Origin of the sequence: Planktothrix serta PCC 8927, assembly GCF_900010725.2 — a bacterium.
In the GTDB taxonomy this organism is placed as follows: Bacteria; Cyanobacteriota; Cyanobacteriia; order Cyanobacteriales; family Microcoleaceae; genus Planktothrix; species Planktothrix serta.
Genome location: NZ_LR734865.1, coordinates 157710 through 169329 on the forward strand (window position 1 = coordinate 157710; position 11620 = coordinate 169329).

Consider the following 11620-nt stretch of genomic DNA (forward strand, 5'->3'; position numbering starts at 1 on the left):
TTGATAACAGTTTTTATTGTATTAAACCCTACCCTCGTCACAACCTGAATCATCATTATTGCTTTCTTCGTGTCTTTGTGTCTTTGTGGTAACATCTATTGTTTAAGAAACCCGGTTTCTAATATAAATTGAGCAATTTTTAAACTTCCTCCCGGTTTTCCCATACGTTCTTTCCCATTCTTTAAACAAGATTTTAAATAGTTAGAATTTTGTAAGGTTTGGATAACTTTTTGGGCAGTTTGGTGTAAAATAGAATCATCCGCAGGTTTAGTTCCGATTAATTGAATCGATGATCCTAATAATCTTAATTGTGCTTCAGCAAATCGATAGGTAAAGGCGGGGCCATTCCCTGGAATTGTAATCACAGGTTTTCCCAGTCCCACCGCTTGCTCGTTGGCGGTTCCTGCCATTCCTAGAACTAAATCAGCCGCGTTTAAAATATCTGCAAACCTATCAGAATCACAAATAACTTTTAAACCCATTTTACTGATTAATATTCCGTTTTGGTGTTGCCAACCTAACGATATTGCAATTTCATCTAATTCTACCATTAAACTCGCCACCGCAGCGACTCTAAATTGAAGTTTTTGATTGCTAATATTATCAATAATTTCAACTAATTTTAACAGTAAAATCAAGTTATTTTTAGCTTCAGGAAGACGAGAACCGGGAAGAATAGCAATCATTAAAGATTCAGAATCTAGGTTTAAATTAACTCCCGTTGGGGTGAGATTATCCATCATCGGAGTTCCCACAAATTGAGCTTTTTTAATCCCTTGTTTTTTTAGATCATCTGCGGTAAACTTATCCCTTGTAAATACTGCTAAACAGCGATCGCAATTGAGCAGATAAGGAAGAATTAACCCTAAATTGAGTTGACCTTCATAATAACTGGAATAGGCAGACAGAAAAATAATATAGGGTTGTTTTGTAGAATAAGCGATCGCAGCTACAACAATATCCCCTGTCACCATTAAAATATCATAATGTGGGGCTTGTTTCCAAATCATTTGTAATTGTTTACCTAATAATCCAATTAAACCCGATGCGATATCCTGAAGAAATACGAAAGGATTCATATACAAAAATCCTCCCGATGGTAAAGTTCGGGTTGGGGTCAGAATCGGAACTCCTAAACGACGATAAATATTTCCCTCCCCCACAATCGGAACCGCCGCCATTTTAAGATTGATATCTAAGGATAATAACGCCTTAATAATCTCCCCATTACAAGTATCTTCCCCGTGACCATTACTTAAAAATAAAATTCGTTTATTATTCATGAATTTCTGCTATAATTATCTAAAAACAGGAGTCAGTTTAAGATTAAATTCATCGGATGCTCAATTTTTGAGCCAATTCTATGTACAATAAAAATTGACAATTTTATCAAACACAGCCCCAACCGTGAAATTTTTTGTCTATCATACTCCTGAACTAGCCCCTGCGAATGTTCTCCCCGACTGTGCAATTGTCGTGGATGTGTTACGCGCGACAACCACCATCGCCACCGCTTTAAATGCGGGAGCCGAGGCGGTACAAGTGTTCAGCGACATTGACCAATTGATGCAAGTTAGCGAAAAATGGCCCGCCGATAAACGAATTCGGGTCGGTGAACGGGGGGGTGCAATGGTAGATGGGTTCGATTTGGGCAATTCTCCCCTGAGTTGCACTCCAGAGGTCGTGAAGGGTAAACGATTGTTTATGACCACCACCAACGGAACCCGCAGTTTAGAACGGGTTCAAGCTGCTGCTGTGGTGTTAACGGCTGCGTTTATTAATCGACGGGCCATTGTAGAATATTTAATGACCAAAACCCCGGAAACCGTTTGGGTGTTAGGTTCCGGTTGGGAAGGCAGTTTTTCCCTAGAAGACACCGCTTGTGCGGGGGCCATTGCCCAGAATCTAGTTAATGAAATGGGTTATCCTTTAGATGATTTTGCGGGAAATGATGAAGTGTTTGCGGCAATTTCATTGTATTCTCAATGGCAAAATAACTTATTTGAACTGTTAAATCATGCCAGTCATGGTCAACGGTTATTACGTTTAGGGTCTTATGAAGACTTGAAATATTGCGCTAAAACGGATATTTTTGATGTGTTACCCATGCAAAAAGAACCTGGAGTTATCGTCAAATCAGATATCAAAAAACAAAGCTTACAGTTTTGGATGGAAGCACCCAAAACTTAACTCTATTTCCTGAATTAATCTTTATCTTAATATTCCGTCGGTGAATCAACAATCTTACCCCCATTCCAACGCTGTAACTCCCCCTTTTTTGTCTTGGATGGGGGCAAATTTCCACCGACTTCCTGTTGAAATTCAAAACTTTTATTTAATGCTGTCAACCTATTTGCAAGTCCTAAGCGATTCTAAGTCCCCTCTCCCCACTTTAGATGATTTTGCAGAACGCATTAATCAGGAACACCAACAGTGTTTAGATACTCCCCAAACCTCCTTAATTCATGCGCGGAATGCTGGGGAATGGTTACTGCACGTTCAAGCTCAATTATCTCCTGAAAATTGGCAAGTTTGGTTTAACGAACATTTTAAGTTTTCTCAACAAACTGCCGCCATGTATATGCAAATTGCTAAAAAAATGCCAGGGGTAAATCCCGGTGTTTTTTCCTCAGCAATTGATTCTAATCCTAAGCCAGCAAAAACTCTTGTTTTTCCGGCTATTCCCGTTAAGCCGATTTTACCAGATTATGCAACGGATGAGGTTAAAATAGTTTCGCCTAAATCCCCTCAAATTGCACCTCAAAACCCAGAACCTTTAACAAATGTAGAGACGCGCCATGGCACGTCTCTACCAGGATTTGAGAAGATTATAACGCCGTCTCATTCGGAAGTTTCTGCTGAATCTTCCCCTCTCAAAAATTCTCCAATTCCAGAAAAACCTGAAGTCTTAGAATCTCCCGTCACTCGAATTACAATTAATCCTAAAGAATCGATTATTGATGTTGAATTTACCTCTATTAACCCTCCCGAACCTCCTCCGGTTGACCCTCCAAAACCTGCTAAAAAACCCTCAGAATTGATTAAATTAATGATTCCTGGGGTTGTAGTTCCTAAAGCTCGTCCTAGAGTCACTAGCAATGGAACCTATTTACCTCCTCGTTATCGCGCTTGGCGAAATCATGCCGAAGTGGAAATTTATCGGCAAATTTCAGAACAAAATATTACCCATAAATTCCCCCTGCGGAAAGCTGCAATTGTGATTCGATTATTAGGCAATCATCGCACTAATTCTGATATTGATAATTTAGCAGGTGCTTGTTTAGATGCCTTAACTTTAAATGGTGCAGGAGTCTTAATTGATGACCGTTTAAGTTGTTTACCGCAGTTAAGTGTTGAATTTGATCCTGATGCTAAGGAAACAGGCGTTTATATTGAAATTGAACCGTTATAATATTATTCTTGAAGTTGTGAAGTCTTGGGGTCAGTTCAGGAGATAAAAAGGTTTGACCTTGGCAATAAAAATGCGATATAATTGAGTTATCTTAAACGATCAGATGCTATGATTACCGTCATTCCCCAAAAAAATTATACCTTTGAGGAATATCTAGCTTATGATGAGGGTACAAATAAACGTTATGAATTAGTCGATGGTAAGCTAGAGTTAATGAATCCTCCAACCTTTAGACATTTATTAATTGCTAAGTTTATTGAACGGATTTTAGAAATAGAAATTGAGCGTTTAAGTTTACCTTGGCTTTGTTTTAAAGAAGCCGGAATTAGAACAGGGTGGAAAAAATCAAGACTGACCGATGTTTATATTATCACACGGGAACAAGTGCGAGAATTATTAGATGAATCTGCTATTTGTCAAACTCCTCCCCTGTTAGCAGTAGAAGTTGTTAGTCCTGATTCTGTTACACGAGATTATCGATATAAGCGCTCTGAATACGCTGCTTTAGGCATTTCTGAATATTGGATTATTGATCCAATAACTAACAAAATCTCTGTGTTATTGTGGGAAGAAGGGTTATATGAAGAAACAATTTTTACCGAAAATCAAACGATTATTTCTCGAATCTTTCCTCAACTTTCTTTAACTGTTGAACAAGTTTTAGTATCTGGAAATATCACGGAAGTATAAACTCAAGGACTAATTACCAATCAATTGCTTTAGCAATAGGCATTCTCCAACCTGTTCCAAAGGCGCGATCGCTAATTTTTAATCCCGGTGCGGCTTGACGGCGTTTAAATTCAGCAATCATCACTAATCGAATTACTTTTTTAACGACTGCTTGTTCATGTCCGGCTTCTACAATTTCACTCCAAGATTGATGTTTTTCTATTAAACGATATAAAATATCATCCAAAATTTCATAAGGAGGTAAAGAATCTTGATCTACCTGTCCCGGTTTAAGTTCTGCACTGGGTGGTTTTACTAATATATGATGGGGAATTATTTCTTTTTCATGATATTGATTTAACCAAGAACATAGGGAATAAACACGGGTTTTAGGTACATCTGCAATTACCGCTAATCCCCCATTCATATCGCCATATAAGGTACAATATCCTACCGCCATTTCTGATTTATTCCCAGTGGTTAATAATAAATGTCCGAATTTATTAGAAACCGCCATTAATAAGGTTCCTCGGATGCGAGATTGCAGGTTTTCTTCTGCTAATCCAAAGGAGGTTTCTGCAAATATCGGTTCTAGGGTTTGATCAAAGGTTTGCATTAAATTCCCAATGGGTAAAGTTTGGGTTTTAATGCCTAAATTATTGGCTAATTCTAAAGCATCTTGAATTGAATGATCCGAACTATAGGGAGATGGCATTAATACCCCTAAAACCTTTTCTTTTCCTAATGCTTCCGTTGCGATCGCAGCAACTAAAGCCGAATCAATTCCCCCACTTAACCCTAAAACAACTTGAGAAAATCCACATTTTATAACATAATCTTTTACCCCCAAAACTAATGCCAACCAAATTTCTTGATCCTCATTTTTAATAAATTCTATCTCTTGATTTGGGGCAGAAATAGCGATTAAATCTTGTGTTTCTGTATTAAATTCTATAATCTCAAAATCGGTTTCAAAGGGTTTTAAACTTAATATTTTATCGCCATTTTTATTAAACGCAAAACTACAACCATCAAAAATTAAATCATCATTTCCCCCCACTTGATTTGCATACAAAATCGGAGTATTATAACGTTTAGCACTATAACTAATTAGAGATTGTCTGAATTTTTGTTTCCCGACTTGATAGGGAGAAGCCGATAAGTTAACCACTAAATCCACATTTAGATTAGCGAGATCTTGGAAAGGATTACAAGGATAATTGCGTTTACCCCAAAATTGTTCATCATTCCATAAATCCTCACAAATTGTTACCCCCACTTTAATACTTTCTTCTAATACAAAAAAATGACTTTCTAACCCCGGTTCAAAATATCGATCTTCATCAAAAACATCATAGGTCGGTAACAATCGTTTTTTAAAATACTGTTTAATTTCACCCTTTTCTAATAACGCTGCACTGTTAAAAATCGGGTTTCCACCCTGATTTTGATAGTCTAAATTTCGTTGAATTGTTCCCACTAAAACCGCTATTTCTGGGGGTAAATCCCTTGCTAATTGCTGTAATTTTTCCGTTGTCGCCTGAATAAAACTCGGACGAATTAATAAATCTCTAGGGGGATATCCCGTTAAGGATAATTCTGTTGTTAATAACAGATTACATCCCGCTTCAAACGCTTTTTCGGCTGCTTCTAATATTCGTTGAGCGTTTCCGCTTAAGTCTCCAACGGTGGGGTTAAGTTGAGCGATCGCAATTTTCATAGTTGTTTGTTCCTGTCAATCATGAATGCTTAAACTGTACTATAAACACTTTTACTATTCCCAAAGTAAGACTCATAAATTAAGTATAGAATCCTAAATCAGAGAAAGCGACTATTATAGTTTTTGAGCAAAAACTATAATAAACATCCGTCTTATTTTAGTTTTCTGGTAAAATCTAAAATAAGCATCCACCTTATTTTAGTTTTCTGGTAAAATCTAAAATAAGGCATCCCATGATTCCTGATGAAGAACTTTAAATCTGGCACATACATCCAACAGAGTCATTACAGAAGCTTTCAACCCAACCTCATCAATAAAGGTTGGACATTGGATAACATGGAAATCCAAAAACTTCTAGAACAAGCAAATCGAGAATTAGGTCGGTTAGATATGTATTCAGAATATATTCCTAACAACGAGATGACTGGCTAGAAATCCGCAACTATATAGTATTACAACTTTTGATCAAATTTTAAAACTTCAGAAAACAGTAGATGCCCAAATCCAAACATTAGGTCGTCGAACCTCCAATGCTCAAAAAGTCTTAAATTCCTTGTATCAACGACCCCGAATTAATGCAGATAGGCCTAATCATTAAAATCTATAAATATTCTTCTTGGATCGGAATTTCGACTTTTTGTAAATCCGGGATTTGAATCACTTCTTTCTCCTGTTCCTTAACATTAATCGGAACTCTCAAGGGTTGACGCTGTTCTATCCAACAACTGGCTAACGGTAAAGTTTGATCCAACTCTTCCAAAGGTCGCGGAATCACCATCACGGCGTTTAACTCGCCAATGCGTTCGGCTTCAAACATTCCCGCCTCAACCGCCATCGCCACATCGGACACGGGCCCCCGAATAATCGCCGTACACAATCCCGCCCCAATCCGTTCATAGGACATCAGACGGACATCCGCCGCCTTCAACATCGCATCCGCCGCCCCTACCATTGCTGGAAATCCCCGCGTTTCTAGTAAACCCACCGCCTGATTACTCAAACGATGACTCGCCCCCCCGTTGGTGAGGTGGGATAACCGGGAACTAATCGGCAGTATAATTTCCAGGTTAGGGAAAGGTCGAGGAATCACTAACGTAGAGATCAGTTGACCAAACTGTTTAGCCGTTTGCGCCCCAGTTTCCACCGCTAAACGCACTTCAGCAATTTTTCCCCGAACAATGGCGGTACAATGTCCACCCCCAATTTTTTCATATCCGACTAAATGAACCCCGGCGGACTTCAGCATCATATCAGCCGTTCCCACAATAGCCGGGAAGCTCTGAGTCGAAACTAAACCCAGAGCCATATCTCTAAACTCGTGCTGAACTGACTGTTCAGAATAACCGGAATTTTGTCTGTTTGCGTCCATTTTCAATCATTCCGATGGGTCGGGGAACAGGGGTGTTGACTGTTAACCGACAACCAACACCCGAAATGCTTCAATTCTGGGGGTTATTGAAGGCTTTGCGATGGGGAAGTAAGGTATCCAATAACTGACTGAGGTGATCTTTTCCATAGATGATCGGAGGGAGGGGCTGGGATGACAGTTCCAGCGATTCTGGAGACTGTGGAGCCAGAGCCGTTTCTTCCGATTGTTCCGAGGAAGATGCGATCGCCGTTTCCGGTTCAGGAGAAGTTGAGAGAACATCCGAAGGTTGAGCAGGTTTTTCTTCCAATATCGCCGTAATCTGCGGTTCAGGAGGAAAAGAGGCTAACTCAGATAGAGGATCGAACTCGTCCTCAAAGGTCGAAATTCTCTGGGGTTCTGGGGACTGTGGGGGTTCGGGTGGGGGAGGCACCTGTTCTGGTTCTAATAAACGAGATTGATCCCCAATCAGAGATCTCGCAGCAACGACTTGTTGAGGTGCAATAGAACTCTCCAAAATCGTTGTCTCTGAACCAATACAGGCATTTTCCCCAATAGTTCCTGATCCCAGGATTAACACCCCCGACCCCAACACTACCCCGGCTTCTATCTCTAGGATACCTTGATAAACCTGAATAATGACTCCCCGACCGATACAAACTCCCGCAGCAATCCGAAGCTGACTGTCAGTTGCAGCTTGTAGGATTACTCCTGGTGCTAAGGTGGCATCTGGATCGATAGTGACATCGCCACTCACATAAACATCAGGGTTTAGGAGTTGCGGTGGCGATATGTTCATGGTTGCTGGAACCTAAAGAGTGCTTCAACAGGGAACTGGATGGATCGTTAAGGACGTTGAATGATTTCCTCCAGTACCCGACGTTTGGCTTTGGAGTCGATCCCAATCAACCGCACATATTCGCCGCGATGTTCGTTCACGCAACCCTCTAAAGCTGCCATCACTTCCGAAATATTGTTAGATTGAATCGGAGAACAACTGTGCCAAGATCCGGTGCGGAAGCGACGGGCATCGGCGTGTTCAGTGCCAATTTTGTAACCTTTGGTTAACAGATCCCGAACTTGATCCGTAACTGTGTTACCAAATTTACTTTGGGGAGCCGGAGCCGCACTGGTGCTGCTGGTAGAAGCACCCGCCGCAGCCGGAGCAGTTTTGACAACTTTACCATCGGGACGTTGAATAATTTCTTCCAACACCCGGCGTTTGTTTTTGGGGTCAATGCCAATCAGACGCACATATTCCCCAGAATGCTCACTGATGATGGCATCTAATTTGGAGAGAATGTCTCCCACCCCTGATCCAGAGATGCTAGGGCCACTATTCCAAGATCCGGTGCGGAAGCGACGAGCATCGGCGTATTCTGTGCCAATTTTGAAGCCTTTGGCTAACAGATCCCCAACTTGTTGCCCCAGAGCGGAACTGCTACTGGTGGCTGAACTTGCAGGTGCAGATGCAGAGACACTGACCTTACCACTGCCAGATTTGCTGACAACTTTACCATCGGGACGCTGAATAATTTCTTCCAACACCCGGCGTTTGTTTTTGGGGTCAATGCCAATCAGACGTACATATTCTCCTGAATGCTCGCTGATGATGGCATCTAATTTGGAGAGAATGTCTCCTACCCCTGAGCCAGAGATGCTGGGGCCACTGCGCCAAGATCCGGTACGGAAGCGACGAGCATCGGCGTGTTCAGTGCCAATTTTGAAGCCTTTGGCTAACAGATCCCCGATTTGTCCCCCTAAATCGGAACTGGCGCTGCTGGCCGAACCTGAAGCAGTTGTTGCTGTGCTAACTTTACCATTGCCAGATTTCTGAGCAACGGGGCCATCGGGACGTTGAATAATTTCTTCCAACACCCGGCGTTTGGCTTTGGAATCAATCCCTAACAGACGCACATATTCCCCGGTGTGTTCTCGCAGACAAGCTTCTAAAGCTGCAACGACTTCTCCAGTATTTTTAGCGGTGATCGGAGCACCACTACGCCAAGATCCAGTGCGGAAGCGACGAGCATCGGCGTGTTCAGTGCCAATTTTGTAGCCTTTGGCTAACAGATCCCCGATTTGCTGCACGATTTCGGAGGCTAAATTGGCACTCCCGGTAGAGGAATTGGAGCGATCGCGTCCACTCCCATTACCAAGACCCGCCGCTTCATTACGGATGGGGTGAATACAAGAAGCGTTTTCAGAACAGTGATAACCTGCTTTCAAAGATTGGTTGACCCCAATCACATCAGCCGCAAAGCTGCTATCGGCTTCGGTGACATCAGGTAAGCGATCAGCTTGTTGTTGATTGGTGATAATTGAACCCGATGGAATATATTTTCCAGGGGGAATTTCCACATCTTTGACCAAGACGTGCATCATCACAATGCAACCATTCCCGACTCTAGCGTTAAATACCGTAGAGCGAAATCCAATAAAACAATTATCTCCCACATAGGCGGGGCCATGAATTAGGGCCATGTGGGTAATTGAAGAATTCTTCCCAACCCAAACGGAGTAATATTGACCGTCATCACCTTTGACGCGACCTTCTTCTAGGCCATGAATCACTACGCCGTCTTGGATATTGCTATTTTCGCCAATCGCAAAGGGTGAGCCTTCATCGGCGCGAATCGAGGTACCGGGGGCGACTAATACATGGGCCCCAATCCGAACGTCACCAATAATATTAGAAAAAGAATGTACATAAGCCGTTGGGTCGATTTTCGGCTCTGCCAAGTTCTTCGACCAAGGGGTTGGAGGTGCCGCTAGGCCACGAACTGCCATATTTTAATTTCTCCTAACCGAATAGTTGTTTGTTGTCCGTTTTCAGGGGTTCGTTATCTCAGGTTTCAAAATCGGGGATTAATCAGAAGTTGATTCAATTAAACATTAAGAAGGTCTGAAGTTTTTAATTTCGGGTGCGGAATCTCAACTTTTTTTCAAAATTTGACTTATCCTAATAATTAACTTATCCCTACCTTCTCCCTCTTAAAAAATTTAAAGCTCCTGGCTTCTCAATTGCTCCCAGTTTCTCTCCTGTTAATAATGATCTTTTTTGCTGTAAATCAAGCGATTTTCCACACTTACAGTGTCAATAATGGCAACAATAGCCGCATCGCTGGGGCGTTTTTCACTCCCTTCTATTTGACGGGCTGCACTACCTCGACTGACAAGTACCCATTCGCTCACTCCAGCCCCTACGGCATCAATCGCCACCTCATATCCATTGGATATATCTTCTCCATTTTCATCGACAAATCTGACTAGGAGAAATTTAGAACCGCGTAAACTGGGTTCTTTTTGATTACCGACGACCGTGCCAATCACTTTGGCAATTTGCATAAGGGTGGGAGGAAGAATAAAGGGAAATTTGCAAGAATAAATAGCAGGATCTGCCTGCTTCGAGTCTTGGTTTAAATTCTCTGGAAATTAGGGACGGTTGATGGGACGCCCAGCCACCATTTCGCGGAATTGTTCTACCGCTTCGGTGTAGCGAATGGGTAAAACGTATTCTAAATTTTCGTGAGGACGAGCAATAATATGGGTCGATAAAACTTCTCCACCCTTGACTCGTTTGACAGATTCAACTCCCGCCGCTACGGATGCTTGGACTTCGGACACATCGCCCCGTACAATCACGGTAACGCGACCACTGCCAATTTTCTCATATCCAACTAAGGTGACACGGGCAGCTTTTACCATTGAGTCTGAGGCTTCAACAATAGCAGGAAAGCCTAAAGTTTCGATCATGCCGACTGCAATCGCCATTAAATTTGACTCCTAAAATCAATCTAAACGGTTAAGGAATAATACGGAATTTCAGCCTAGAACAGGAATAATTCCGATTTCAATTGAAATTGACTTTTAAAGCGTGAAATTGCTGTTTAAAACTTCTCCGCTCGTCAATTCAACGTTATACTTTTTTAGTCTCTAGTAAGACCGGAATTGCTCCACCGCATCGGTATAGCGAATCGGGAGAACATATTCTAAGTTCTCATGGGGACGAGCAATAATATGGGTGGAAGTTACTTGACCACCGTTGACTCGTTTGACGGATTCAATTCCCGCCGCTACGGATGCTTGGACTTCGGAGACATCGCCCCGGACAATCACGGTGACTCGGCCACTGCCAATTTTCTCATATCCAACTAAGGTAACGCGAGCAGCCTTTACCATTGAGTCTGCGGCTTCAACAACAGCAGGAAAGCCCAGGGTTTCAATCATTCCAACAGCAATTGACATTGTTTAACTCCTAATTAATGAACAGACTAAACTACAATGTATTTTTAAGCAATAAGTGACTTTCCAACAGCTTAAACCGTCGGATTTAGGACTACACTCGCCAGTCGTAGTTCGCCTTTAAGTCAAATTTTACGGCTTATTGCTCCCTAGATTTCGCAATAGTTATATTTTCCTATTGCTCACCTCCAGCCTGTTAGGATGGAAG

The 11620-nt window shown here is 41.8% G+C and carries 12 protein-coding genes; 4 read left to right on the forward strand and 8 right to left on the reverse strand.

The annotated features are described in order from the left end of the window. Window positions 1-95: 95 nt before the first annotated feature. The gene (locus tag PL8927_RS09910) at window positions 96-1283 is read right to left on the reverse strand and encodes a lipid-A-disaccharide synthase-related protein (protein ID WP_083620631.1); all 1188 of its coding nucleotides are present in this window, start codon (window positions 1281-1283) and stop codon (window positions 96-98) included. 124 nt (window positions 1284-1407) lie between these two features. On the opposite strand from PL8927_RS09910, the gene PL8927_RS09915 reads away from it, so the two are divergent. The 3 genes from PL8927_RS09915 (at window position 1408) to PL8927_RS09925 (ending at window position 4102) form a co-directional block, all read left to right on the forward strand. Further along, window positions 1408-2190 (forward strand): 2-phosphosulfolactate phosphatase family protein, encoded by a 783-nt coding sequence (locus PL8927_RS09915; protein WP_083620936.1) that lies wholly within the window; start codon window positions 1408-1410, stop codon window positions 2188-2190. Window positions 2191-2338: 148 nt separating this feature from the next. After that, complete coding sequence (locus PL8927_RS09920; protein WP_231505972.1) at window positions 2339-3412, forward strand: RusA family crossover junction endodeoxyribonuclease; 1074 nt, start codon at window positions 2339-2341, stop codon at window positions 3410-3412. 108 nt (window positions 3413-3520) lie between these two features. Then, on the forward strand, window positions 3521-4102 hold the full coding sequence (locus tag PL8927_RS09925; protein ID WP_197047371.1) for a Uma2 family endonuclease: 582 nt from the start codon (window positions 3521-3523) through the stop codon (window positions 4100-4102). Window positions 4103-4115: 13 nt separating this feature from the next. On the opposite strand, the gene PL8927_RS09930 is transcribed toward PL8927_RS09925, so the two are convergent. Continuing rightward, a complete protein-coding gene (locus PL8927_RS09930) occupies window positions 4116-5801 on the reverse strand; it encodes an NAD+ synthase (RefSeq protein WP_083620634.1) in 1686 nt (561 codons plus the stop codon). A 243-nt stretch (window positions 5802-6044) separates the two neighbouring features. On the opposite strand from PL8927_RS09930, the gene PL8927_RS09935 reads away from it, so the two are divergent. After that, on the forward strand, window positions 6045-6233 hold the full coding sequence (locus PL8927_RS09935) for a hypothetical protein (protein WP_197047372.1): 189 nt from the start codon (window positions 6045-6047) through the stop codon (window positions 6231-6233). A 169-nt stretch (window positions 6234-6402) separates the two neighbouring features. Here the strand turns inward: PL8927_RS09935 and PL8927_RS09940 are convergent, their stop codons facing one another. From PL8927_RS09940 to PL8927_RS09965, 6 genes are all read right to left on the reverse strand, one after another. Next, the gene (locus PL8927_RS09940) at window positions 6403-7170 is read right to left on the reverse strand and encodes a carbon dioxide-concentrating mechanism protein (RefSeq protein ID WP_083620637.1); all 768 of its coding nucleotides are present in this window, start codon (window positions 7168-7170) and stop codon (window positions 6403-6405) included. A gap of 70 nt (window positions 7171-7240) precedes the next feature. Next, the gene (locus PL8927_RS09945) at window positions 7241-7966 is read right to left on the reverse strand and encodes an LbetaH domain-containing protein (protein ID WP_083620640.1); all 726 of its coding nucleotides are present in this window, start codon (window positions 7964-7966) and stop codon (window positions 7241-7243) included. A 47-nt stretch (window positions 7967-8013) separates the two neighbouring features. Next, window positions 8014-9957: a ribulose bisphosphate carboxylase small subunit gene (locus PL8927_RS09950; RefSeq protein ID WP_083620643.1), complete on the reverse strand. Its 1944-nt coding sequence runs from the start codon at window positions 9955-9957 to the stop codon at window positions 8014-8016. 255 nt (window positions 9958-10212) lie between these two features. Beyond that, on the reverse strand, window positions 10213-10515 hold the full coding sequence (locus PL8927_RS09955; protein WP_083620646.1) for a EutN/CcmL family microcompartment protein: 303 nt from the start codon (window positions 10513-10515) through the stop codon (window positions 10213-10215). A gap of 87 nt (window positions 10516-10602) precedes the next feature. After that, window positions 10603-10941 (reverse strand): carbon dioxide-concentrating mechanism protein CcmK, encoded by a 339-nt coding sequence (locus PL8927_RS09960; protein WP_083620649.1) that lies wholly within the window; start codon window positions 10939-10941, stop codon window positions 10603-10605. 162 nt (window positions 10942-11103) lie between these two features. Continuing rightward, window positions 11104-11415, reverse strand: coding sequence for a carbon dioxide-concentrating mechanism protein CcmK (locus PL8927_RS09965; protein ID WP_072716901.1), 312 nt, complete (start codon window positions 11413-11415; stop codon window positions 11104-11106). Window positions 11416-11620: the final 205 nt, after the last annotated feature.

What these genes read in the sequence shown, in the direction of transcription:
- PL8927_RS09910 (WP_083620631.1), bottom strand. Translation starts at nt 1,283, where the DNA reads ATGAATAATAAACGAATTTTATTTTTAAGTAATGGTCACGGGGAAGAT.
- PL8927_RS09920 (WP_231505972.1), top strand. Translation starts at nt 2,339, where the DNA reads ATGCTGTCAACCTATTTGCAAGTCCTAAGCGATTCTAAGTCCCCTCTC.
- PL8927_RS09925 (WP_197047371.1), top strand. Translation starts at nt 3,521, where the DNA reads ATGATTACCGTCATTCCCCAAAAAAATTATACCTTTGAGGAATATCTA.
- PL8927_RS09930 (WP_083620634.1), bottom strand. Translation starts at nt 5,801, where the DNA reads ATGAAAATTGCGATCGCTCAACTTAACCCCACCGTTGGAGACTTAAGC.
- PL8927_RS09935 (WP_197047372.1), top strand. Translation starts at nt 6,045, where the DNA reads ATGAAGAACTTTAAATCTGGCACATACATCCAACAGAGTCATTACAGA.
- PL8927_RS09940 (WP_083620637.1), bottom strand. Translation starts at nt 7,170, where the DNA reads ATGGACGCAAACAGACAAAATTCCGGTTATTCTGAACAGTCAGTTCAG.
- PL8927_RS09945 (WP_083620640.1), bottom strand. Translation starts at nt 7,966, where the DNA reads ATGAACATATCGCCACCGCAACTCCTAAACCCTGATGTTTATGTGAGT.
- PL8927_RS09950 (WP_083620643.1), bottom strand. Translation starts at nt 9,957, where the DNA reads ATGGCAGTTCGTGGCCTAGCGGCACCTCCAACCCCTTGGTCGAAGAAC.
- PL8927_RS09955 (WP_083620646.1), bottom strand. Translation starts at nt 10,515, where the DNA reads ATGCAAATTGCCAAAGTGATTGGCACGGTCGTCGGTAATCAAAAAGAA.
- PL8927_RS09960 (WP_083620649.1), bottom strand. Translation starts at nt 10,941, where the DNA reads ATGGCGATTGCAGTCGGCATGATCGAAACTTTAGGCTTTCCTGCTATT.
- PL8927_RS09965 (WP_072716901.1), bottom strand. Translation starts at nt 11,415, where the DNA reads ATGTCAATTGCTGTTGGAATGATTGAAACCCTGGGCTTTCCTGCTGTT.